This is a genomic window from Prevotella melaninogenica (genome assembly GCF_013267595.1).
GTDB classification, from domain to species: Bacteria; Bacteroidota; Bacteroidia; order Bacteroidales; family Bacteroidaceae; genus Prevotella; species Prevotella melaninogenica_D.
Genome location: NZ_CP054010.1, coordinates 68,640 through 92,088 on the forward strand (window position 1 = coordinate 68,640; position 23,449 = coordinate 92,088).

At 40.1% G+C, this 23,449-nt stretch carries 21 protein-coding genes; 14 read left to right on the forward strand and 7 right to left on the reverse strand.

Translation table 11 applies throughout. The features are described 5' to 3' along the window. Positions 1-111 precede the first annotated feature (111 nt). Together FIU21_RS00260 and FIU21_RS00265 are read left to right on the forward strand one after the other, a co-directional pair. Positions 112-1,107 (forward strand): HU domain-containing protein, encoded by a 996-nt coding sequence (locus tag FIU21_RS00260; RefSeq protein ID WP_455131088.1) that lies wholly within the window; start codon positions 112-114, stop codon positions 1,105-1,107. Positions 1,108-1,296: 189 nt separating this feature from the next. After that, entirely contained in the window at positions 1,297-1,836 is a 540-nt protein-coding gene (locus tag FIU21_RS00265; RefSeq protein WP_004359944.1) for an FHA domain-containing protein, read from the forward strand. A gap of 327 nt (positions 1,837-2,163) precedes the next feature. Here the strand turns inward: FIU21_RS00265 and FIU21_RS00270 are convergent, their stop codons facing one another. Further along, positions 2,164-2,550 carry a DUF1573 domain-containing protein gene (locus FIU21_RS00270; protein WP_004359942.1) on the reverse strand — a complete coding sequence of 129 codons (387 nt, stop codon included), beginning with the start codon at positions 2,548-2,550 and terminating at the stop codon, positions 2,164-2,166. Between the two features lie 290 nt (positions 2,551-2,840). On the opposite strand from FIU21_RS00270, the gene aspS reads away from it, so the two are divergent. From aspS to FIU21_RS00295, 5 genes are all read left to right on the forward strand, one after another. Next, positions 2,841-4,598 carry an aspartate--tRNA ligase gene (gene aspS / locus FIU21_RS00275; RefSeq protein WP_004359940.1) on the forward strand — a complete coding sequence of 586 codons (1,758 nt, stop codon included), beginning with the start codon at positions 2,841-2,843 and terminating at the stop codon, positions 4,596-4,598. A gap of 241 nt (positions 4,599-4,839) precedes the next feature. Next, positions 4,840-5,121: a winged helix-turn-helix domain-containing protein gene (locus FIU21_RS00280; RefSeq protein ID WP_004359938.1), complete on the forward strand. Its 282-nt coding sequence runs from the start codon at positions 4,840-4,842 to the stop codon at positions 5,119-5,121. A 65-nt stretch (positions 5,122-5,186) separates the two neighbouring features. Then, a complete protein-coding gene (locus FIU21_RS00285) occupies positions 5,187-5,516 on the forward strand; it encodes a hypothetical protein (RefSeq protein WP_004359936.1) in 330 nt (109 codons plus the stop codon). A gap of 128 nt (positions 5,517-5,644) precedes the next feature. Then, a complete protein-coding gene (locus FIU21_RS00290) occupies positions 5,645-6,712 on the forward strand; it encodes a mannose-1-phosphate guanylyltransferase (RefSeq protein WP_004359934.1) in 1,068 nt (355 codons plus the stop codon). A gap of 361 nt (positions 6,713-7,073) precedes the next feature. Beyond that, positions 7,074-8,105: an esterase-like activity of phytase family protein gene (locus FIU21_RS00295; protein ID WP_004359932.1), complete on the forward strand. Its 1,032-nt coding sequence runs from the start codon at positions 7,074-7,076 to the stop codon at positions 8,103-8,105. A 24-nt stretch (positions 8,106-8,129) separates the two neighbouring features. Here the strand turns inward: FIU21_RS00295 and FIU21_RS00300 are convergent, their stop codons facing one another. The 4 genes from FIU21_RS00300 to FIU21_RS00315 are packed head-to-tail and all read right to left on the reverse strand — an operon-like array spanning position 8,130 to position 12,463. Then, positions 8,130-8,816, reverse strand: a complete 687-nt coding sequence (locus FIU21_RS00300) for a sigma-70 family RNA polymerase sigma factor (protein ID WP_036886111.1) — start codon at positions 8,814-8,816, stop codon at positions 8,130-8,132. A gap of 35 nt (positions 8,817-8,851) precedes the next feature. Then, complete coding sequence (locus tag FIU21_RS00305) at positions 8,852-9,502, reverse strand: DedA family protein (RefSeq protein WP_004359927.1); 651 nt, start codon at positions 9,500-9,502, stop codon at positions 8,852-8,854. Positions 9,503-9,533: 31 nt separating this feature from the next. After that, a complete protein-coding gene (locus tag FIU21_RS00310; protein ID WP_004359925.1) occupies positions 9,534-10,727 on the reverse strand; it encodes a tetratricopeptide repeat protein in 1,194 nt (397 codons plus the stop codon). Positions 10,728-10,744: 17 nt separating this feature from the next. Continuing rightward, positions 10,745-12,463, reverse strand: a complete 1,719-nt coding sequence (locus tag FIU21_RS00315) for a glutamine--tRNA ligase/YqeY domain fusion protein (protein ID WP_004359923.1) — start codon at positions 12,461-12,463, stop codon at positions 10,745-10,747. Positions 12,464-13,258: 795 nt separating this feature from the next. Here FIU21_RS00315 and FIU21_RS00320 point away from each other — a divergent pair. Beyond that, positions 13,259-14,521 carry an Nramp family divalent metal transporter gene (locus FIU21_RS00320; RefSeq protein ID WP_004359922.1) on the forward strand — a complete coding sequence of 421 codons (1,263 nt, stop codon included), beginning with the start codon at positions 13,259-13,261 and terminating at the stop codon, positions 14,519-14,521. A 398-nt stretch (positions 14,522-14,919) separates the two neighbouring features. Here FIU21_RS00320 and FIU21_RS00325 read toward each other — a convergent pair whose 3' ends face one another. After that, complete coding sequence (locus tag FIU21_RS00325) at positions 14,920-15,141, reverse strand: hypothetical protein (RefSeq protein ID WP_004359920.1); 222 nt, start codon at positions 15,139-15,141, stop codon at positions 14,920-14,922. Positions 15,142-15,349: 208 nt separating this feature from the next. Here FIU21_RS00325 and FIU21_RS00330 point away from each other — a divergent pair, with 208 nt between their 5' ends. The 3 genes from FIU21_RS00330 (at position 15,350) to FIU21_RS00340 (ending at position 17,526) form a co-directional block, all read left to right on the forward strand. Continuing rightward, a complete protein-coding gene (locus tag FIU21_RS00330) occupies positions 15,350-15,970 on the forward strand; it encodes a Type 1 glutamine amidotransferase-like domain-containing protein (protein ID WP_004359919.1) in 621 nt (206 codons plus the stop codon). Between the two features lie 62 nt (positions 15,971-16,032). Next, on the forward strand, positions 16,033-16,680 hold the full coding sequence (gene nth, locus FIU21_RS00335; protein WP_004359913.1) for an endonuclease III: 648 nt from the start codon (positions 16,033-16,035) through the stop codon (positions 16,678-16,680). 135 nt (positions 16,681-16,815) lie between these two features. Next, on the forward strand, positions 16,816-17,526 hold the full coding sequence (locus FIU21_RS00340) for a DUF2461 domain-containing protein (RefSeq protein ID WP_004359912.1): 711 nt from the start codon (positions 16,816-16,818) through the stop codon (positions 17,524-17,526). A gap of 252 nt (positions 17,527-17,778) precedes the next feature. Here FIU21_RS00340 and FIU21_RS00345 read toward each other — a convergent pair whose 3' ends face one another. Next, a complete protein-coding gene (locus tag FIU21_RS00345) occupies positions 17,779-20,472 on the reverse strand; it encodes a valine--tRNA ligase (RefSeq protein ID WP_004359911.1) in 2,694 nt (897 codons plus the stop codon). A gap of 145 nt (positions 20,473-20,617) precedes the next feature. Between FIU21_RS00345 and mazG the strand changes: the two genes are divergently transcribed. From mazG to FIU21_RS00360, 3 genes are all read left to right on the forward strand, one after another. Further along, entirely contained in the window at positions 20,618-21,499 is an 882-nt protein-coding gene (gene mazG / locus FIU21_RS00350) for a nucleoside triphosphate pyrophosphohydrolase (protein ID WP_004359910.1), read from the forward strand. A 29-nt stretch (positions 21,500-21,528) separates the two neighbouring features. Beyond that, on the forward strand, positions 21,529-22,086 hold the full coding sequence (locus FIU21_RS00355) for a lipocalin-like domain-containing protein (protein ID WP_004359909.1): 558 nt from the start codon (positions 21,529-21,531) through the stop codon (positions 22,084-22,086). Between the two features lie 108 nt (positions 22,087-22,194). Continuing rightward, the gene (locus tag FIU21_RS00360; RefSeq protein ID WP_004359908.1) at positions 22,195-23,109 is read left to right on the forward strand and encodes a ribonuclease Z; all 915 of its coding nucleotides are present in this window, start codon (positions 22,195-22,197) and stop codon (positions 23,107-23,109) included. Positions 23,110-23,449: the final 340 nt, after the last annotated feature.

Here is a 23,449-nt window from a genome sequence, read left to right on the forward strand (position 1 = left end):
GATAAGAAGTTTTATCGATTATCGGAAGGATTATTCCCTTTTTCATTATTCAAATAAGAATTTAACGTTGGGGACTTGCCACTTCCAAATAAAATACTTAATTTTGCAAGCGTGATAAAACTTGACCGACATATAGAGATACTTCTGTTGGAGAATGATTGTGTCATTGTCCCAGGCTTAGGTGGCTTTGTTGCCCATCATGTTTCAGCAAGATATGATGAGCAGGATGGCTTGTTTCTGCCACCTTATCGCACACTCGGCTTTAATGCACAGCTGCGAATGAACGACTCTTTGTTGGTACAATCTTATGTTGATGCCTATGAATTAAGCTATCCTGAGGCTTTAGCACAGATAGAAAAAGAGGTTGATGAGATTTATCAAGCATTAGATGAGGAAGGATTATTTGAACTGAATGACCTTGGAAGTCTATCAAGAAATAGTGAAGGTAATTTAGAGTTTGAACCTTTTGAAAGTGGTATTCTTACGCCATTGTATTATGGTTTGAGTAGCTTTAACTTCACTAAGTTTGTTGCTGAGAAGCAGTCTGCACCTACAACGATTGAGGTTAAGACACAGAAGCAGGGTGTTGTCTTTGTTGATGACTCAGATACTGCGAATAAACGTCTTAGTATCAGTATGCGTGCAGTGCGCAATGTAGCTGCTGCAGCAGTCTTCCTTACTGCGGTCTTCCTTGTAGCTTTCCCTGGCTCTAACCGTCAAGGTGCAAATGATAAACAGCAAATAAAGAGCGGAGTTCTTTATAATATCTTCGATTCTGACGATACGTCAAATGCTTCTCAGCAACTAAATACATTAACGCCTACCAATCAAGTGTCAGGTGTTAAGCTGCAGCAGACAACTCCTACTATTACTTCTCATTATTGGGCAATCGTTATGGCAAGCCATGTAACAGAAAGTAATGCACGTGCTTTTGTACATAAATTGCAAAAGAGTGGACTTTCTGATGCGCGTGTCTATGAAGGAGCTGAAAGCATAAAGGTTCTTTATGGCTATTTCTCAAGTCAAAAGGAAGCTTATGAAAAGATGAAGTTTATCAATAAAACTACAGATTTTAAGGAAGCTTGGGTGATAGAAATCGGAAAGTAAGATAGGCTCACATACAATGAAAGGGTAGGGCAGATATATTTTTCTTTCACATAGAATCCAATACAATAAAGTTTAGAGAGAAGGCTTTTCATTGCTTATTTATGTTTAGCCTTGTATGTTTCTCCATGAGAGCCTCTTTATCCTCTTCTGAGGTGAGGGGCATTTTTATTAAAATTACTTTTATTATATATGAAGCGTGTAAGATGTCCGAAGTGTGATAACTTCATAACTTTTGATGAAACAAAATATAAGTCGGGACAACGTCTTGTTTTCCAGTGTCCTCAGTGTAGTAAGGAGTTTGGAATCCGTATAGGAGTTTCTAAACTTCGTAAGACACAAAAAGAGGAAAACGATGCTTCAGTAGATGAAGAAGCAGAGAACAAGTATGGCTCTCTTCACGTGATTGAAAACGTCTTTCATTTCCGCCAAGTGATTCCTCTACAGATGGGTGAAAATGTCATCGGACGTTATATGAAGGGAAATCCAATTAACTGTCCGATTGAAACGGTTGACCCAAGTGTTGACATGACGCACTGCTCTATTACTGTTAGTAAGAATAAGCATGGTAAATTGCAATATGTGTTGCGTGATGGTCCTTCTTATACAGGTACGTTTGTTGACAATGTGATTCTTGGCGACCGTGAACGTCGTGTTATTGAAGGCGGTACGCTCTTTACGATTGGTGCCACAAGTATTATTCTTCATACTCCAGATGAAGATAAGTCGTGAAAATACTTTACAACAGTTAGGGCGATTTACTCTTAAAAGCCTAAGAATGTACGTCTTTTTGTCGACTTTGTAACTATCAGTATATCAGTTTGTTGTAAAGTCGTGTTCTTGAAGGTGCTTAATAAGGGTTCAAAAGGGCGTTAGTTAGACTCCAAAAGGGTATCTTTTAGAAGCCAATTGGTGCTTAATTCGAATGCAATTAAGCATCAATATAAATAGGACTTGTGAATTTTTATTACAAAATATTTGGTTGTTCAGTGTTTACAAAACAATAGAGCCAACTTTTACAGATGCGTAAAAGTTGGCTCTATTATTTTAGTTTGTTGTTTATTTACCAGTCATGACACCCTCTATATATAGTCGGGTCATTTCTACTTTTCCATTTGTACGTACGGTAATGCTCTTTTTGAAGTGTCCCGGGAACTTGCCTGTTCCGTTATACGTCACATCAATCGTACCTTTCTGACCGGGAGCAATCGGTTTCTTATCATAGCTTGGTATAGTACAACCACAACTTGCAACAATCTGGTTAATCACTAATGGAGCTTTGCCAACATTGGTGAAAGTGAATGTTGTCTTGTGCACTGGATTGTCGTCAGAGAAAGTACCGAAGTCGTAAGTTACCTTATCAAATTTAATTTCTGCCTGATTCTGTGCTACTGCAAATGTCAGTCCGAAAACTAACATCACTGTCATTAATAAGAACTTTTTCATGTCGTCTTTGTTTAATTGATATTTATTAAGTTCGATGCAAAAGTAATGAGAAAGTTTATAGTTTCATTAAAATTTCACAATAATTAAGGAGATATTGTTATTTTAACGCCTTTCATATAGCAGACTTAACAATAATTCCACAGAACTTTCTTTATATTTTTATAAGGTGTTTCCCATTTTTAATTTAAAGTTCGTATCTTTGCAGGAGATTATCAAAACCAAACAATTACGTTTGATTTCCCTTTTGGGGATAATTGCAGAAGCGAAATATAATAAACATATAATAAGATATGTATAGAACAAATACTTGTGGAGAGCTGCGCCTTTCGGATGCAGGCAAGGAAGTGACCCTCGCTGGATGGGTACAGCGCGCACGTAAAATGGGAGGTATGACTTTTGTCGACCTTCGTGACCGCTATGGTATTACCCAGTTAGTTTTCAATGAGGCCGATAATGCAGACCTTTGTGGCGAAGCTAACAAGTTAGGACGTGAATATTGCATTCAAGTTAAGGGTGTTGTTAATGAGCGTCAGAGTAAGAATAGCAAGATTCCTACAGGTGATATAGAGATTATTGCTAAGGAGTTGAAGGTGCTTAGTAGCTCAGAAACTCCTCCTTTCACAATTGAAGATAACACAGACGGTGGTGATGACCTCCGTATGAAATATCGCTATTTAGACCTTCGTCGTGAGGCAGTGCGCAAGAATATGGAATTACGTCACCGCATGACGATTCTTATTCGTAACTTCCTCGATGCTGCACAGTTTATGGAAGTTGAGACACCTATCCTCATTGGTTCAACACCAGAGGGTGCACGCGACTTCGTTGTACCATCACGTATGAACCCAGGTCAGTTCTATGCACTCCCACAGAGTCCACAGACATTGAAGCAGTTGTTGATGGTTGCGGGTTTTGATCGCTACTTCCAGATTGCTAAGTGTTTCCGTGATGAGGACTTACGTGCCGACCGTCAGCCAGAGTTTACACAGATAGATTGCGAGATGTCATTCGTTGATCAGGATGATGTTATCAATCTGTTTGAGGAGATGGCACGTCATCTTTTCCGTGAGATTCGCGGTGTAGAGCTTCCTAAGTTGGAGCAGATGAAGTGGCATGATGCTATGAAGCGTTATGGTTCTGATAAGCCAGACTTGCGTTTCGGCATGGAATTCGTAGAGTTGATGGACGACTTGAAGGGTACAGGTTCATTCTCTGTATTTGATGAGGCTGCTTACATTGGAGGTATTGTTGTTCCTGGTTGTGCTGACTATAGCCGCAAGCAACTTAACGAATTGACCGACTTTGTGAAGCGTCCACAGGTAGGTGCTCAGGGGCTTGTGTTCATTAAGTACAATGCAGATGGTACTATTAAGAGTTCTATTGATAAGTTCTATACAGAGGAGCAGTTGCTAAAAGTTAAGGAAACAACAGGTGCTAAGGATGGCGACCTTGTGTTGATTCTTTCTGGTAACAACGTTAGAAAGACACAAGTTCAGCTCTGTTCTCTGCGTCTTGAGATGGGTGATCGCTTAGGACTTCGCGATAAGAACGTATTTAAGTGTCTTTGGATTGTTGACTTCCCATTGTTCGAATGGAGTGATGAAGAGCAGCGTTTGATGGCTACTCACCATCCATTTACAATGCCTAATCCTGATGATATCAAGTTGTTGGATGAGCATCCAGAGCAGGTTCGAGCAAAGGCATACGACTTTGTTTGCAATGGTATCGAAGTTGGTGGTGGTTCACTTCGTATTCACGATACTCAGTTGCAGGAGAAGATGTTTGAGGTTCTCGGCTTCACACCAGAGAGTGCTAAGGCACAGTTTGGCTTCTTGATGAATGCTTTCAAGTATGGTGCACCACCTCATGCAGGTCTTGCTTTCGGTCTTGATCGCTTTGTAAGTATCATGGCAGGTCTCGATTCAATTCGTGATTGTATCGCATTCCCTAAGAATAATAGTGGACGTGATGTCATGTTGGATGCTCCTTCGTTTATTGATCAGAAGCAGTTGGACGAGTTGGAAATCAAGTTAGATTTGAAGGCATAACACTCTTTTCGGTTGACTTAAGTCAAAAAAATCTTGCTGAAGGAGTTAAAGCGTTCATTATTTGTTACTTTTCGTCGTAAGTATTTGATACATTGGAATATTTGATGTACTTTTGCAACAAATAAATAGCATTCACCAGAAGAAAGCTAACAACTCTTTTGTATGTTTGCATTATTTAAGTAGATTGATACATATAAATAATTATTCGATTGTTTGAACTATACTTTAATTGTGTAAAACTATGACAGAAAAGAAAGAAGTTAAGTCTGCTCCTAAGGCAGCAAAGAAGGCTCCTGCTAAGAAAGCTCCTGCTAAGAAGTCAGTTGTAGCTATTAATGCAGAGAATGTCGGCTTTAAGGCTGGCGATGTTTACAATGCTCTTGCTGCTGAAGCCAAGGCTTTGACAGTTGCTGAGATTGCTAAGGCTGCTAATATTAGTACTGATGAGGTTTATCTTGGCATTGGTTGGCTCTTTAAAGAGGGCAAAGTTAAAGGTGAAAACGACAAAGTTGCTCTTGCATAATTAGAGTAATTATTATAACACAGGAGGGGGAGTCTGTATGATAAAGGTATAGGCTCCCTTTTTGTATGCAATACGATAAGGAAATATTACGAGTTCTTGCTGAAGCAGGAAACGAGGGACTTTCTGTTCAGAAAGTCTCCCGTCATGTTTTTAATGCTTGTAATTCTCTTTTCAATTCACTAAATCAAGAAGACGTACACAAGTATGTACAGATGTATCTCTTGAAGAATAGCAAGTCTTGCAACTCTCTTATAGAAAAGAGTAGGAAAGGAGTTTATAGGCTAAATGAGAATAATCAGTTATCTCAACAACTGATTCTTCAGTTTCATGACGAGGTAGAAACTCCTAAAGAAAAGCCTACTGAAGATAGAAGTCTGAATCTGTTTGATTTCTGATTTTATAGCTTTATTACCGCAGTAATCCTTGCTTAGCATCACTAAAAAAGAAAAAGCGACATTAATAATTGTCGTTATTCATTTTTATTTGTATATTTGCAGTCATATTAATTTTTTGATAATAAGTTATGGCGCAAACTGATAATCATCTCGTCATTATGGCAGGTGGCGTAGGAGGTAGATTCTGGCCGATGAGTACAGCAGACTGTCCTAAGCAGTTTATTGATGTCTTAGGAGTAGGTAGATCACTCATCCAGCTGACCTATGATCGCTTTGCAGGTGTTGTTCCTTCTGACAATATGTGGGTTGTCACGAACCAAAAGTATGTCTCTTTAGTTCATGAACAGCTCCCAGAGATACCTCTGAATCATATCTTGAGCGAGCCTTGCCGTCGTAATACAGCACCTTGTATTGCATACGTGAGCTGGCGTATCAAGAAAGAGAACCCAAAGGCTAATATCGTGGTGTCACCAAGTGATCATATTGTGACCAATGAAGCGGAATTCAAACGTGTCATTTCTAACTGTTTGAAGTTTACTGCAGAAACGGATGCTGTGGTTACTTTGGGTATGAAACCAACACGTCCAGAGACGGGTTATGGCTATATACAAGCCGATCTTTCAACAGCTTCAGCGCGTAATCGCGAGATTTATCGTGTTGATCAGTTCCGTGAGAAGCCTGATTTACCAACTGCAGAACAATATATCAAGCAGAATAACTTCTTCTGGAATGCAGGAATCTTCATCTGGAGTGCCTCTACTATTGTCAATGCTTTCCGTATTTATCAGCCAAGTATAGCAAGAATTTTCGAGCGTATCATGGATGTATTGGATACTGCGGATGAACAGCGTGTGATTGATGAGGTTTATCCAGAGTGTGAGAATATCTCTGTTGATTATGCTATTATGGAAAAGGCTGAAGAGATATTTGTATGCCCTGCAGACTTTGGATGGAGTGATTTAGGAACTTGGGGCTCGTTGCTTGCTCAGACACAGCATGATATTTACGGTAATGCTGTTATTGGTAATGATGTTCATCTGTTTGATAGTAAGAACTGTATTGTACATACAACGGAGGAACGTAAGGTTGTTATTCAGGGGCTTGATGGCTATATTGTAGCTGAGCAGGATGGTAAATTGCTTATTTGTCGCCTTTCTGAAGAACAGCGTCTGAAGCAGTTTACAGGAGAAGGATAGGCTTATTCAATTCGAATTCGTAAATTAAAAGCTTGCGTAGGTACTTGTTTTATAAACGAGACCTACGCATATCTCTTTTATAACAAGAGGGCTATGTGAGATGTACTAATAGCTTGTTTAACGATTAAGAAGGCTGTTGTCTGATTGAGTTAACCAACTTTTCGTTCTCTTTCTGAGGTTCGTTTGTACTGTGTTAGGTCCCCGTACCATTGGTGTTCACCCTCCGCACGCCTCGTGCGAAGCCTTCGCACAGTATTTGCCAAGGATAGTAAGGATGTTAATTGACCTTATCTTATATAATAAGACTTTATTGATTAAGATAAAAGGAAGTCATTGTTAGACGGCTTAAAACCAAATATTCATGGTTATGAAACTAAAACTCAAGCATATTTTATTCTTTGTATTCTGTTTCCCATTTACGCTTTTTGCACAAGCTCAACAGCTTGTCAGACTCAATCCACAGCATTACTTTCAGCGTACAGTTCCTAAAGGAAACTATAGTGGGTTGACATGGTTGGGTGGTGATCGTTATGCAGTGGTTTCTGATAAGATGTCTGAAAGTGGCTTCTTTCGCTTTCGTATACAGATAGATTCTGTTAGTGGAGATATTAAAGACGTTGTGAATGAGGGCTTCCAATCATCGGGCGAGTTGAATAAGGATGAAGAGGGCATAGCTTTCTTTCCTAAGGACAGCACGTTGTTCATATCCCGTGAAGCAGATAATAGTATCTTAGAATATGGAATGAATGGTAAACTGACGGGGCGGAAGCTTGCTATTCCCTCCGTTTTCAGTACGGCTACACCGGCTTATAGTTTTGAAGCACTAACTTACAATGCCCATACGCATCGTTTTTGGACGACTTCTGAAAGTACGTTGAAGATAGATGGAGAACAAGCTAATGCAAAGAATCAAGTGAAGAATAGACTTCGTTTTCAAAGTTTTGATGACTCCTTTGTTCCTCAAGAACAGTATGCTTATTTGATGGATGCTGCGGAGATTCATCCTTCTGTGTCTAATTATGCAATGGGTGTACCAGCAATGGCAGCCTTAGATGATGGAAAATTACTTGTTTTAGAGCGTGAATTCGTGGTAACCTCAAGTAAAATTGGTTCGTTTGTAGAGAATAAGATTTATTGTGTTGACCCTTCGAAGTCTATGACTATCAGTCAAGAAAAAGCACTTGATACGGATAGTCCGTATATGCAGAAGACTTTGATTGCAACGTGGAAAACCTCCTTAGGACTGCTTCGTCAGAATCTTGCTAACTATGAGGGTATGTGTCTTGGCCCCCGCCTTGCAGACGGAAGTCAAGTTGTAGTACTTTGTGCTGACAGCCAAGACCAATATGGTGGTGTTCTTCGTGACTGGTTTCGTACGATTATTATTCGATGAATCCTATTCAACTTTGTGCTGCTTTTATTTCATCTTCTTATGAAGTTTGCGCAAAGCCTTGTCACGAATCTGGCGTACACGTTCGCGTTTTAATCCCATATCCTCCGCAATCTCTGCCATCGTATAGTGTGCTCCAGTCAATCCATAGATATAAGTGATGACCCTTTTTTCACGTTCATCAAGTACATCTAATCCTTTTTGGATTTCATTGCTGAGTATTTCTTGGTTAAGATGTTCGTCAGCATGCTTGGCATTTTCATTCTCAAGGATATGCTGAAGTGTGAAGTTATTGTTGCTACCTACTGGTACAGGCTGGTCAATAGAGATAGCATGTGAACGCTTCTGTTCAAATCTACTTGTCTCGTTCTTAGGAAGTTTATAGAGTGTTGCTTGCTCTTTGATAGCCTCTTCCATAGCTTTACGGATGTAAGGAGCCGCAAAGACAACAAAGCGTACACCTTTTGAACCATCAAACTTCTGTGCGGCATACATCATACCAATATTTCCTTCACTGATAAGGTCGTCTTCACCCAATCCTCGGTTATGGTATTGATGAGCCAATGAAACAACAAACTTCAAGTTAGCCTTGGTCAACTTCTCCAAAGCTCTTGCGTCACCAACCTTTATCTTCTCTGCTAAATCCTGCTCTTCTTTATCTGAAAGAAGCTGCTCGTTAGCTATATCTTCTATGTATTTCTCGTTTGAAGTCATAAAAAAGTGTTGTGGTAGAATATTATTATATAGGGTTATACCTGCTGTGAATGGTTCTTGTTGTTCTTCTTTTTCTTGACATACCACTTAACAAGGAAGTAAAAACAAACAACAATTACCAAGAAGATAAGACCAAACTTAATATACTCTCCATACTCTAAAATCTTCTCTTGGAGCTGATCTTCTGGTACAAAAGAGTGCATGTAATGTCCTAAAAGTGCAAGAATAGTGTGCCATGAGGCTGCACCTATAGTAGTATAAAGCAAGAACTTCCAGTAGCTCATCTTCGCCAATCCTGCTGGAATGGAGATAAGATGGCGAATACCTGGCAAGAGACGGCCAGTGATTGTAGCCACCATACCATGCTCATCGAAGTATCGTTCGCTCTTTTCAACTTTCTCTTGATTCAATAAACACAAGTGTCCCCACTTACTATTGGCAAACTTATAGATGATAGGGCGACCAAGATACCATCCTGCAAGATAGTTAATAGTTGCACCAACGTCTGCTCCTAAAGTGGAGAAAAGAATTACCAACCATATATCAAGGTTGCCTGCGGCAGCATGATAGGCAGCTGGGGCAACAACTAATTCTGATGGTACAGGGATAACCGTACTTTCAAGAAGCATCAAAATAAAGATGGTGCCATAGTTGAGATGTCCGAGCATGGATGTGATAAAACTCATAATGATATGTTATTAATTATAATTCTGTTTGTTATAAAATACGAATATTGGGGTAGTCTTGTGGGCTTGTTCCTTCTGGATAGAGGTCTGATAGTACCTCTATACTCTCCTCTGGATTCCTTTCAACGGCTTGTCGCAAGTATATATTGAACTCCTTTTTTAGCTTTAATTCATAACAACAGCGTGCGAGGTATGCGAAGCCGATGTCCCAGTCGTCATCCATTTCAGGCAATAACGTACTAAAGATGTTGTAAGCATATTCGACATATCCATTGTCAAAGGTCGAAATACCAATGTGGATGAGTGTCAGACTCTTGCTCTGTGTTTCTGCTAAAGCCAAATGATAATATCGTTGCGCTTCTGAAGCATTGCCCTGCATGAGATGTATATGTCCGATAGTAACATCAACGACAGTTGTATCTTGATTATGGCAGAGTTTCTTATAACGCTCGTAGTACTTCAGAGATTCCTCATAATTCCCAAGTGTAAAGAGTCCGTTGGCCTTGTTGAGGATAGCTTCTTCATCATCAGGGTTGATAGCTATGGAGTATTCACTTGATGTGATTGAATCCTTTATGTCATTCCTTAAAAGCTGATTCTGGGCTAACTGATTCCAATAAGGACCAGAATAAGGGTTGGTATCAAGTAACTCATTGAGAATGGATTCACTCTCTTTATACTTCCCACGGCTCTTGAGAAGACGCGCACGAAGTTCCTTATAATCGTTATCTTCTGTCTTTGTTGAGCGGCTCAACCATTTCTCTACATATTCATTTTCTTCATAATCGGAAAAGAGAGCAGCAACATCAAGGACATAATCCTCGCGGTCTTCTTGTGAGATAACCTCGTCATACTGATTTTGAAGGAAGTCATCTGCTTCGTCTGCCTTATTATCAACAATCATAATTTCAGCCTTAAGATAGAGATAATCTAAGTCACTCTTATCAACAATCATCTCTGCAATCTCGTTAGCAAGCTCTGGGTCTTCGTCGATGAATAATGCTAAACGTGCCTTGAAAGCAAGTGGAGTAGTGGCTGTTGGATACAAGCGGGTGGCATAATCGATAGCGTCTAAAGCATTGTTATCCTCACCAATATAGTGGTAATATTCAGCAACATCAGTCAGTTCCTCTGGGTCGAGGAACTCGCTGATGTTGTCTTTTTGCAGTTCCTCATATCTATGAAGGACTTGCTTGAATTTATCACTCTGATAGTATATATCCAAATCTTACTTTACTTTAGTTATGCTTTGGCCTTCTTTGCCCAAGTATCTTTCAAGCCAACAGTCTTATTAAACACGAGGTGGTCAGCTGTTGTATCTGGGTCAAGCATGAAGTAACCAGTACGCTGGAACTGTAGGTAATCACCCGGTTTCTTCTCAGCGAGATACTGTTCAACGTAGCACTCTGTGTGTACAGTAAGGCTTTCTGGATTGAGAAGCTCACGGAAATCACGCTCATCAGCAGCAGGATTCTCTACGTTGAACAAGCGGTCGTACTCACGTACCTCTGCCTTTAAGCAGTGGTCAGCGCTAACCCAGTGGAGAGTACCTTTCACCTTACGGTCAGCACCCTGCATACCACTCTTGCTGTCAGCATCATATTCTGCTTGAATCTCAATGATATTGCCCTCAGCATCCTTAGTACAACCAGTACACTTAACGATGTAAGCGTTCTTCAATCTCACTTCCTTACCTGGAGACATACGGAAGAATTTCTTTGGAGCATCCTCCATAAAGTCAGCACGTTCAATCCAAAGATTCTTTGAGAAGGTGATAGTGTGTGAACCATCTGCCTCATTCTCTGGGTTGTTAATAGCCTCCATCTCCTCAGTCTTTCCTTCTGGATAGTTGGTAATAACAAGTTTTACAGGGTCGAGAACAGCGCTAACACGTGTAGCCTTCTTGTTCAAGTCGTCACGTACAGCAGCCTCCAACAACGCTACATCATTGAGTGCATCGAACTTAGTATAGCCAATAGAGTCGATGAAGTTACGGATAGACTCTGGAGAGTAACCACGACGACGCATACCACAGAGTGTCGGCATTCGTGGATCATCCCATCCCTTGACGTGATGTTCATCAACCAATGTATGAAGTTTACGCTTTGACATTACTGTATAAGTAAGGTTCAAGCGGTTGAACTCTATCTGTCGTGGGCGGTTATCTGATAGGTTGTCATCGGTGCCATCACTTTCTTTTAAGAAGTCAATAAACTTATCATAGAGAGGACGGTGAGGCACAAACTCGAGTGTACAGATAGAGTGGGTAACACCCTCAAAGTAGTCACTCTGTCCGTGTGCAAAGTCATACATTGGGTAACAATGCCACTTTGTACCTGTGCGATGATGTGGAATCTGAATGATTCGATATATGATTGGATCACGGAAATGCATGTTAGGATTAGCCATATCGAGCTTTGCACGAAGTACCATGCTTCCCTCAACAGCCTCTGGTGTGTTCATCTGCTCAAACAAAGCAAGGCTTTCCTCGATAGGACGATCACGGTATGGTGATGCTGTACCAGGCGTTGTTGGTGTACCTTTCTGTGTTGCAATCTGCTCAGAAGTCTGCTCGTCAACATATGCCAAGCCCTTCTTAATCATCCAAACAGCAAAGTCCCATAACTTCTCAAAGTAATCACTTGCATAATAAATGTTACCCCATTTGAAGCCAAGCCAGCTAATATCATGAAGGATATTCTCTACATATTCGTTGTTCTCCTTGCTTGGGTTTGTATCATCAAAACGAAGATTACAAATTCCCTTATAGTTTTCAGCTACACCAAAGTCCATGCAAATCGCTTTCGCATGACCAATATGAAGATAGCCATTTGGCTCTGGTGGGAAACGTGTCTGAATACGTCCTCCGTTCTTACCCTTTGCGAGGTCTTCCTCTACCAGTTGTTCTACGAAGCTCAAGCTACGCTTCTCCTCATTGGTGTTGTTCTCTATCGTAGTCATATTTTCCTATTTATTATTATGCTGCAAAGTTACTCATTTTTTCTTGTTTATGATGCACTTTGTTCTAAATAATAATGTATATTCTTTTATGCAGTTTGAATTTAGTCATGCAAAATACTTCCCGAGTAATGTTTTATAATGTTTTATACATTTTCCGTAACGAAATAAAACGATTTTTCTTTATCTTTTTAAAGTGTTTAATAAAAGTGAATCTGAATGGCTTTCAGCGATAGGTGTATGTGTGATAACAAATGTTTCATTATTAATAAAAAAGTTGTATAAAAGTTTGCACATATAAAAATAATGCCCTATCTTTGCAAACGTTATCCTGAATACAATCTTTTTACCTTAAAGAAACTAATACCTATTGAGATTGAATGCCCATCGCTGTGAAGCGTAGGGCATTTTTATTTTTAGTAACTTTTTGGTTCTGTAATTTTGTTTACAGTATTTTGTAGATTCGTTTTAGGTTTCTTAGACAAAGTCTTATATTTTTCTTTATAGTTCTTTTAAGCGGTTCTCTGATTTATACTTAGGTGTGATTGTGACTATTCAAAGTATATTTTAACGCTTCGTTCCAACCTTTTATTATTCATTTTGTTGTAGAATTGTAACTGACAAGAAAAAAAAGATATTCGGAAACAACACAAAAACAAGAATTCCTGAAACATTGTGGACTAATGACCGATTTGGTTTTAATCCACCTACCTAATTGTTTGTATTTTTTTCAATATTCCCTTATCATCTTGTAGTTTGTCATATAGATATTGTAACTTTGCATAAAACTTAATTAGAATGAAGAATATATTAAAAGAACTACAACGTAAGGACCACCCACGTGTGTTGGGTGCCTTAGATATATTTAAATTTATTGGTCCCGGTTTGTTGGTGACCGTAGGCTTTATCGACCCAGGAAACTGGGCAAGTAACTTTGCTGCTGGTTCAGAGTATGGCTATGCATTGTTATGGGTAGTAACCCTTTCAACAATTATGCTTATAGCTTTACAGCATAATGTTGCTCATCTTGGAATTGTGACAGGACTTTGTCTCAGTGAGGCAGCAGTTAAGTATGCACCTAAATGGATAGGTCGTCCTATCATCTTGAGTGCAATTCTTGCCAGTATCTCTACCTCTTTAGCAGAGATTCTTGGTGGTGCGATTGCGCTACAAATGCTCTTTGGCATTAGTATTCCTACAGGCTCTGTCTTAACAACAGTGGCTGTGTTGATAATGCTTTTTACGAATAGCTATAAGAAGATGGAACGTGCCATCATTGGCTTTGTGTCAATGATAGGTCTTTCGTTTGTTTATGAACTCTTTCTCGTTGATATTCATTGGCCTGCAGCTATTGAGGGAGCATTCGTTCCAACAGTCCCACAAGGTTCTCTCTTGATTATCATGAGTGTGTTGGGAGCGGTTGTGATGCCTCATAATCTTTTCCTTCACTCTGAGATTGTACAGAGTCGCGAGATCTATTTGGAGGGTGACGAACGTATCCGTCACATGTTAAAGTATGAGTTTGTCGACACACTTTTCTCAATGATTGTGGGTTGGGCTATCAACTCTGCGATGATTCTCTTGGCAGCAAGTACGTTCTTCTCTCATGGTCAGCATGTTGATGAACTGTCTCAGGCGCAAGCAATGCTACAGCCACTTTTGGGTAATAATGCTGCGAATATATTTGCTATTGCCTTACTTTTAGCGGGTATTTCAAGTACGATAACCAGTGGAATGGCTGCGGGTAGTATCTTCTCTGGACTTTTTGGTGAGTCATATAATGCAAAAGATACGCACTCTATTGCTGGAATTGTCCTCTCATTAGGTATTGCCCTTCTGATGATATTCTTTATTGGTGACCCATTTAAGGGATTGATTATCTCACAGATGTTCCTTTCTGTCCAACTTCCTTTCACCGTTTTCTTACAAGTCGGTCTGACATCTTCCAAGCGTGTGATGGGTAAGTATGCCAATAGTAAGTTGAATATGGTCTTCCTTTACTCGTTAGCGGGCATCGTCACCTTACTTAATATATGGCTCTTGATAGAGAGTATATCATAGTGGTGATGTCTTGCGAGGTGGAATATTGTAAAATAAATTCACATCTTAAAAATGAATAGATGCTTAATTGCGTTCCAATTGGGCGTTAATTGAGGTCCAAAAGGGCGTTAATTGCCATGCAACTAACGCCCTTTTGCAATGCAATTAAGCACCTTTTATGATGTGCTTTTGCAACTCTTTGATGCCCTGATGGTTATGAATGCAGTCTTTTTTGATGTTTCCAAGGTAGAAGAAGTTTCTTTCCTCTCTTTTTGTGTAATGATTTTTCAAATCAGCTATAAGCGTTTTACTCCTATAAAAACCAACTTCTAAGGATTAATCCCACATTACATAATATAAAGAAGACGGGAATGATACAACCATACCATTCCCGTCTTTTATGTTATTTGCTATTAATCTTAGATAGACTTATAGCCGTTCGTACTGTTATGTGCAAGCAAGTCTTTCAGATTTAGCTCTCTGCCACCATGTGCTTCGTAAGCTTCTCTCATTTCTTCCTCGCCCTCAGCCTCTTCTTCAGAGTGAACGAATGTAACGCACTTGTCTTTAAGTTCTGCAACTACCCAGCCAATCAGTGCGATGATTAGCAGTGCAATCAGTCCTGTCATTGGAGTTATCATAATTGATTTGTTTTTTATTTCTGATGCAAAATTACATTAAGTTTCGGAAAGGACCAAATAATCTGTTAGTTTTTAGTAACTTTGCAGTATTAAACGTGAGAAGTAAGAGGTATAGATTTATAGTATTCTTGATTATAATACTTATTTTTATTCCTGTTCAATCTGTTTATAGTACTAATGATAAGGAAGTTCTAAACATAATATATTAATGAAGAAGATCTTTTTATGTTCATATTTTGCTGAGGTTGCTTCAATTTTATCCGAATCTGTTTCAGTTCCGTTGAGAGGCAAGACAGTAGCATTTATCCCTACAGCAAGCATTCATGAAGCGTATACACAATATGTGGAAGAAGCCAGAGTGGCATTTGATTCTCTTGGACTTATTGTTAAGGAATTAGAAATTACTCAATGTAGTAAGAATGAAATAGAAGAGGTCTTGACAAGCTGCGACTGTATCTATGTATCGGGTGGCAATACGTTTTTTCTCTTGCAGGAATTGAGGAGAACTGGGATTGACAGGTGTATCATAGAGCAGGTGGAGCAAGGAAAACTATATATTGGGGAATCTGCTGGAGCGATGATACTTGCTCCCAACATTGAATATGCAAAGGGTATGGATGACTGTTATTCGCGGGTGTCAGGAATGGAGGATTTTGTTGGTCTTGGACTTGTTGGATTCTATCCTGTCGTACATTTCGATAGTTTTCCTTTTGAAAAGGCTGCACGGGAAGTTGTCAACAAGAATAGCCATCTTCCCTTGAAGATTATTACAAATCAGCAAGCTATTGCTGTTGTGGGAAATAATATCGTAATAAAAGAAAGAAAATAATTTTTATTGGCTGAGATAATTGGCTGAGCTGTTTATTTTATGCTGTACTATACTATAAAAGGATGACAAGAAAAGAAAGATATGATTATGCACTGAGTTATTTTCGCAAGAATGTTGGGCATGTTTCGACTGAGCTAAATTTTGGTTCGGCATTCCAACTTCTTTGTGCGACACTCCTTTCTGCTCAGTGTACGGATAAGCGAATCAATGCGATAACACCAGAATTGTTCCGTCATTATCCAGATGCAAAGGCGATGGCAGAGGCTACAGCCGATGAGATATTTGAGTATGTGAAGAGTGTTTCTTACCCCAATTCAAAGGCAAAACATTTAGTTGAGATGTCGAAGATGTTGGTTGAGAAATTTGATGGTGAGGTGCCTTCTGATCCTAATGCCCTCGTTACGCTGCCTGGAGTAGGGCGTAAGACGGCAAATGTTATTCAAGCAGTGTGGTTTGGTAAGCCAACACTTGCTGTCGATACGCATGTCTACCGTGTCAGTCATCGTTTGGGGCTGGTTCCTTCAACAGCTAACACGCCTCGTAAGGTTGAGGATTATCTGATGAAGAATATCCCTACAGAGGAGGTCTCGGATGCCCACCATTGGATATTGCTTCATGGACGTTATGTTTGCAAGAGTGCTAAGCCTGATTGTGAGCATTGTCCTTTTGATAGTATTTGCCCAAAGCTGTTAGAGAATAGTAAGTTGTAGGATAGGATAGTTGACGAGTTAACGAGTTTACAAGTTAACGAGTTAATTGATGGTAGGTTTATAGTTGACGGTTGACGAGTTAACAAGTGAATGAATTGATAGTGTAAAATTAAACAAGATAAAACGCAAAAGATTATGAATACAAAGAAGATAATACACTTCTTGAAAGGTATTGCTGCGAACAATAATAAGCAATGGTTTCAGGAGCATAAGGCTGAATACGATGAGGTGAAGGCTGATTTTGAGAACGGAGTTGACCAAATAATATCTTGTTTGGCAACCTTTGATGATGAGGTTTCACACTTGACGGCAAAGGATTGTACCTATCGTTTTTATCGTGATATACGTTTCTCACCTGATAAGAGTCCGTATAAACGTCACTTGGGTGCATACATCTGTGCACGTGGTAGAAAGGCTTTGCGTGGTGGTTATTATATACATCTTCAGCCAGGCAACTGCTTGGTTGCTGTGGGATGCTATTGGTTGCCTACGAATATATTGACTTCATGTCGCAATGAAATCATGGCAAACATTGATGAATGGCTCAAGCATGTAGAGAATGAGGAGTTTATCGATTTGTTTGGACGACCTAATGAAGGTGAATGGACCGACGATAAAGTCAGTAAGAGAGGCTTTGGACTTGCAGCTTTAAAGACTGTTCCAAAGGGATTCCCAAAAGATTATGAGCATCTTCAGTATCTTCGAATGAAGGATTATTGCTGTTGGGTGTCTGTGCCCGATGACTTCTTCGAGGGCGATGGCTGGATTGAGCAGTTAGAACATATCTGTAAGACAGGTAAGCCTATGATGGACTTTATTAATAATGTGGTAGATGATTATGAATAAAAACAAATAAGAGGGTGTGTCAAAATGCAAATATCATTTTGATGATCTTACAGTTTGAAACAATCCAATAAAAAATGACCATTTCTATACTCGATTTTGAGTAAAGAAATGGTCTTTTCTTTGCCTTTAGAAGAATCCTACTTATAGATTGAAAGTTGTCAAGTTATTAATTTGCATTTTGACACACCCTCTTATTTTTATATGTACTAAAACGCTTTGGCTAATGAACCCATTAGTCAAAGAGATAATAGATTACTTCTTTCTCAACTCTTCAAGACTTGCCTTCAAAGCGGCAATCTTCTCTTCAGAGTCACTCTGCTTCTTGCGCTCACGTTCGATAACAGCTTCAGGTGCATTTGCTACGAACTTCTCGTTTGAGAGTTTCTTCTTGATACCTGTGAGGAAACCTTCAAGATGCTTGAGCTCCTTCTCCTGCTTCTCAATCTCAGCTGCAACGTCAATCAAGTCGCCCACTGGTACAGCGAAACTATCGGTACCAACCATGAAACCTGATGCGTCACCACTCTTCTCAGTTACCACTTCAATAGCCTTCAAGTTAGCCATCTTAATGATTACACTGTTGTAAGCCTCGTAGTTGTTCTGACCGATTACGTTCAAGTCGAGCTCAACCTTTGGAGCAATGTTCTTCTGGTTGCGTACGGCTCTTACACCGCTGACAATCGCCTTAACCTGCTCAATAGCCTCGATGAGCTTTAATTCCTCCTTGCTTGGTGCATCAAGTTTGAGTTCGTCACGCATGATGCTCTCGTTATCCTTGCGCTCATAGATGTGCTGCCACAACTCCTCAGTAATGAAAGGCATGAATGGATGCAACATCTTCAAGAGTGAATTGAAGAATTTAAGGGTTGCTTCGTAGGTGAGCTTGTCGATTGGTTTGCCGTATTCTGGCTTAATCATCTCCAAGTACCAGCTTGAGAACTCGTCCCAGAAGAGGCGGTAAACAGTCATCAAAGCTTCTGAAATACGATAGCTCTTGAACTGCTCGTTCATCTCAGCATTTACTTCCTTCAACTTCGCTTCGAACCATTCAACAGCAATCTTGTTTGCCAATGGCTGCTCAGCATCAGTTGTCTCCCAACCTTGAACGAGGCGGAAGGCATTCCAAATCTTATTGTTGAAGTTACGTCCTTGTTCGCAAAGTGTCTCGTCGAAGAGGATGTCATTACCTGCAGGTGCAGAGAGCATCATACCCATACGAACACCATCAGCACCATACTTCTCGATGAGCATGATCGGGTCTGGTGAGTTACCAAGACTCTTACTCATCTTACGTCCGAGCTTATCACGTACAATACCTGTGAAGTAGACATGCTTGAATGGGAACTTACCACGATACTCATAGCCTGCCATAATCATACGTGCTACCCAGAAGAAGATAATGTCTGGACCAGTAACAAGGTCGCTGGTAGGGTAGTAGTAGTTGATTTCTTCGTTGTCAGGGTTGTTGATTCCATCGAAGACAGAGATTGGCCACAACCAACTTGAGAACCAAGTATCCATGCAATCGCTCTCTTGTTCAAGGTCGGCAGCTGTTACAGAAGGATTAATCTCCTGTGCCAACTTCAATGCTTCTTCAGTAGTTTCTGCCACAACGGTGGCATTCTTGCCCTCAGCATCTTTGAAGTAGTAAGCCGGAATACGATGACCCCACCACAACTGACGGCTGATACACCAGTCCTTGATGTTCTCTAACCAGTGGCGATATGTGTTCTTATACTTCTTTGGGTAGAACTCTATGTCGTCGTCCATGACAGGAGAAAGGGCGATATCAGCAAAGTGCTGCATCTTTAAGAACCATTGTGTAGACAGCTTTGGCTCAATAGGTACGTGTGTACGCTCTGAGTATCCGACTTTATTATCATAGTCTTCAACCTTCTCCATCAGTCCTGCTGCCTCCAAATCCTTTGATATTTGCTTACGCACATCCATACGATCCTGACCAACATACAAGCCAGCAGCCTCAGAGATAGTACCATTATCGTTGAAGATATCAATAGTTTCCAAACCGTGTTTCAAGCCAAGTGCATGGTCGTTAACGTCGTGAGCAGGTGTAACCTTCAAACAACCAGTACCGAACTGGATATCAACATAGGTGTCTTCGATAACTGGAATCACACGATTTACCAATGGAACGATAACATGAAGACCCTTCAACCATGTGTTCTTAACGTCCTCTGGGTTGATACACATTGCTGAATCACCCATGATTGTCTCTGGACGAGTGGTTGCAACAACCGCATAGTAACCCTTCGCATCCTTATGCATTACGTTGCCTTCATCCTTACGTTCAACCTTTGCTTGGTCTTCTTCAGCAACATAGTATTTAAGGTGATAAAGCTTAGAATGCTCATCCTTGTAGATTACCTCTTCGTCAGAAAGAGCCGTCTGAGCCTGTGGGTCCCAGTTAACCATGCGTACACCACGATAGATGTAACCCTTCTTATAGAGGTCGCAGAACACCTTGATAACACTCTTGCTACGAGTATCATCCATGGTGAAAGCAGTACGATCCCAATCGCATGAGCAACCAAGTCGACGCAACTGCTTGAGGATAATGCCACCATGTTCGTGTGTCCAATCCCATGCATGCTCAAGGAACTGCTCACGAGTGAGGTCAGTCTTCTTTACACCTTGCTCTGCGAGGCGGTTCACAACCTTTGCTTCTGTAGCAATACTTGCGTGGTCAGTACCCGGTACCCAGCATGCATTCTTACCTTCCATGCGGGCACGTCTTACCAAGATGTCCTGTATCGTGTTGTTCAACATATGGCCCATGTGAAGCACACCCGTTACGTTTGGTGGAGGAATAACCACAGTGTAAGGCTCGCGGCCATCAGGCTTAGAACTGAAAAGCTTGTTGTCCAGCCAATACTGGTACCATTTAGACTCCACTACTTGTGGATCATACTTGCTTGCTAATTCCATTGTCTCGTATATTATTATTTCTTTATTATCTTTAAAATTACGATGCAAAAGTACAAAAAATCCGCCTAAAAAGCGTATCTTTGCATCAATAATAGTACACTGATGAGTACTTTAACGTTTATGTTTAACTTTAAACATCAAGACTTTGCATACTAAAGAAGATAAACTGAAAGCTTTTTCCCGACTTTTAGACATTCAAGAACGACTCCGAAAGGAGTGTCCATGGGATAGTAAACAGACCAATGAAAGCCTCCGCCCCAATACGATTGAAGAGACCTTTGAGTTGGCAGATGCGCTCTTAAAAAATGACTCAAAGAATATCTGTAAAGAGCTTGGAGACGTCATGGAACATGTTATCTTCTATTCTATGTTGGGTGAAGAAAAGGGGGATTTTGATGTTGCTGATGTCTGCAATGCGCAATCCGACAAACTTATGTTTCGACATGATTTTATCGATTGGACGGGTTGGAGCGTGACACGTTCTGATATGGTAGTTAATGCTGCAGGACAAGTAGTTTACAAAGATGAAGAACATCGGGCTGATAATAACGTACAGTCGTCAACTCCTAACACTGCTTCTCAAGTGGAATCTACATGGGAACAGCGCAAGCAACGTGAACGTGACGGAAATACTTCGGTACTCTCTGGTGTGCCAAATTCACTACCAAGTCTCATTAAGGCTTACCGCATCCAAGACAAAGCACGCAATGTTGGTTTTGATTGGGAAGAGAAAGAGCAGGTTTGGGATAAGGTATATGAAGAATTAGGAGAACTGAAGAATGAGATGATGAAGGAGGATAAGCAACGTTCAACAGAAGAATTTGGTGACTTCTTATTCTCTCTCATTAATGCAGCACGCCTCTATCATTTGAATCCTGATAATGCTCTTGAGCACACGAATCAGAAGTTTATTAAACGATTTAACTATATTGAGGAAGCTGCTAAGGCAAAGGGCGTTACGATAAAAGACTTAACTCTTGCTGAAATGGATGAGTTATGGAATCAAGCCAAGGCTGTTAACAATTAAAATTACGATAAAAATTAAGGAGTATAAATATGAAAAGAACCTTTTATTTTATCATGTCTTTGTTTATTCTTGCAGTAGTAATCTCTTGTAAGGATAGCAAACCTAAGTCTATGATGTCTGAAACTGAAGAGGCTGAGGACTCTGTAGCCACAAACGATAGTACTATCTATGGTACGATGGTGGATGGTGGTATGAACTCTATAGTCCTGCTTACCGATCATGGTGACACACTTGAATATCTTGTAAACCCAAATGATACATTTGAAGTTGTTAAAGGTGGAAAGATTAATGGTGACCGATTTGCCATTATTGGTTATAAAGAGTATGGTGATAACTTTATGCGTTCAGCGATTAATCTTACCTCTTTGTTAGGTAACTGGAGTAGTCTTGATCGCAACTTTGAGATAAAAGAAGGAGGAAGCGTTACATCAAGCTTACAGTCTGAGAAGAATCCATGGACAGCATGGAAAATATGGAATGGTAAGCTGATTCTGTCAAAAGACACCTTTGATGTAGAAAGCCTTGGCGCGGACACATTGTCATTAGAGAATAAATCGGGACTTTTTGTCTTTACAAGGGGTAAGTAAGTTCTTCGCTATACTCTCTTTAAAGAGATTGTGACGACTATTATTAGAAAACGAATCTTTTTATTCCTCCCTTAAAAGGGTGGAATGAGAAGATATGGGGTAGTCTATATGGAACCATTCAAAGTACATATTCTTGGTTGCGGTAGTGCGTTACCAACTTTGCAACATAATGCTTCTTCCCAAGTTGTTGAGCTTAGGGAGAAGCTTTTTATGATTGATTGCGGAGAAGGAACACAGATACAACTTCGTCGGTCGCGCATACATTTCTCAAAGATTATTGCCGTTTTTATTAGCCACTTGCATGGTGATCATTGCTTTGGCTTGCCTGGTATGATCTCAACCTTTGGAATGACAGGGCGTACGGCTCCGTTACATATCTACGCTCCCGCTGCGTTTGAGCCTATTCTTGACCAGACACTGAACTTTTTTTGTCAGGGGTTAGAGTTTGAAGTAGTGTTTCATGCTGTTGATACAAAGCAGAATAAGGTGGTTTACGAGGATAGGAGTCTGACGGTTGAAACAATCCCTTTGCAGCATCGTATTGATTGTTGTGGTTATTTGTTCCGTGAGAAACCAACCCTACCACATATCCGTCGTGACATGATAGACTTTTATCATATTCCTATCAGTCAGATTAATAATATAAAGGCGGGAGCTGATTGGGTAACGCCAGAGGGTGATGTGATTCCTAATAGTAAGCTAACAACCCCTGCTGCACCTGCTCGTAGCTATGCTTATTGCTCTGATACGCGATACATTAAAACCCTCCATAATCTTGTAAAAGACGTAAGTACGCTTTATCATGAAAGTACATACGCAGCACAAGATGCTGATCGTGCTCGTCTTTATTGGCATAGTACGTCGCAGCAAGCAGCACAGGTGGCTCGGGATGCAGCTGCAGGGAAACTTCTTTTAGGGCATTACTCAGCACGTTATGGTAATGAACAGCAGCTATTAGATGAAGCTAAAGAAATATTTCCTAATACTTTCCTGACACAAGAAGGTGCAAGTTTTGATATATAAGTCGGTTTGTTAGAGTTGTTTTGATGCCATTCTATCTTTCTTTTATAATATTATATAAAGAGGTTGCATACACCTTTTTATATAATATAAAACCTTTTAGGCTCTAATGACCGACTTGGGTTAAATATCTACCAATTATCATGTCTATCCACCTTTTATAAACAACTTGTTCTTATATTGATAGATATTTGTAAGCTATTTTCATGCAATTCGAAACCAATACATGCTCTTTTGGCTTTTTAAAGACGCCTAATTGACTTGCAATAGGTGCCCTTTAAGACTCTTATTAACGCCCTTTTGAAGTCCAATTAAGCACCTTTTCTTGCGCCTTTTTATAACT

Excerpts from the sequence above, each read along its gene's own strand:
- FIU21_RS00360 (WP_004359908.1), top strand. The coding sequence starts at position 22,195 with ATGGAACCATTCAAAGTACATATTCTTGGTTGCGGTAGTGCGTTACCA.
- FIU21_RS00355 (WP_004359909.1), top strand. The coding sequence starts at position 21,529 with ATGAAAAGAACCTTTTATTTTATCATGTCTTTGTTTATTCTTGCAGTA.
- FIU21_RS00305 (WP_004359927.1), bottom strand. The coding sequence starts at position 9,502 with ATGAGTTTTATCACATCCATGCTCGGACATCTCAACTATGGCACCATC.
- FIU21_RS00330 (WP_004359919.1), top strand. The coding sequence starts at position 15,350 with ATGAAGAAGATCTTTTTATGTTCATATTTTGCTGAGGTTGCTTCAATT.
- FIU21_RS00325 (WP_004359920.1), bottom strand. The coding sequence starts at position 15,141 with ATGATAACTCCAATGACAGGACTGATTGCACTGCTAATCATCGCACTG.
- FIU21_RS00280 (WP_004359938.1), top strand. The coding sequence starts at position 4,840 with ATGACAGAAAAGAAAGAAGTTAAGTCTGCTCCTAAGGCAGCAAAGAAG.
- aspS (WP_004359940.1), top strand. The coding sequence starts at position 2,841 with ATGTATAGAACAAATACTTGTGGAGAGCTGCGCCTTTCGGATGCAGGC.
- FIU21_RS00290 (WP_004359934.1), top strand. The coding sequence starts at position 5,645 with ATGGCGCAAACTGATAATCATCTCGTCATTATGGCAGGTGGCGTAGGA.
- FIU21_RS00320 (WP_004359922.1), top strand. The coding sequence starts at position 13,259 with ATGAAGAATATATTAAAAGAACTACAACGTAAGGACCACCCACGTGTG.
- FIU21_RS00295 (WP_004359932.1), top strand. The coding sequence starts at position 7,074 with ATGGTTATGAAACTAAAACTCAAGCATATTTTATTCTTTGTATTCTGT.
- nth (WP_004359913.1), top strand. The coding sequence starts at position 16,033 with ATGACAAGAAAAGAAAGATATGATTATGCACTGAGTTATTTTCGCAAG.
- FIU21_RS00315 (WP_004359923.1), bottom strand. The coding sequence starts at position 12,463 with ATGACTACGATAGAGAACAACACCAATGAGGAGAAGCGTAGCTTGAGC.
- FIU21_RS00285 (WP_004359936.1), top strand. The coding sequence starts at position 5,187 with ATGCAATACGATAAGGAAATATTACGAGTTCTTGCTGAAGCAGGAAAC.
- FIU21_RS00340 (WP_004359912.1), top strand. The coding sequence starts at position 16,816 with ATGAATACAAAGAAGATAATACACTTCTTGAAAGGTATTGCTGCGAAC.
- FIU21_RS00300 (WP_036886111.1), bottom strand. The coding sequence starts at position 8,816 with ATGACTTCAAACGAGAAATACATAGAAGATATAGCTAACGAGCAGCTT.
- FIU21_RS00270 (WP_004359942.1), bottom strand. The coding sequence starts at position 2,550 with ATGAAAAAGTTCTTATTAATGACAGTGATGTTAGTTTTCGGACTGACA.
- FIU21_RS00345 (WP_004359911.1), bottom strand. The coding sequence starts at position 20,472 with ATGGAATTAGCAAGCAAGTATGATCCACAAGTAGTGGAGTCTAAATGG.
- FIU21_RS00265 (WP_004359944.1), top strand. The coding sequence starts at position 1,297 with ATGAAGCGTGTAAGATGTCCGAAGTGTGATAACTTCATAACTTTTGAT.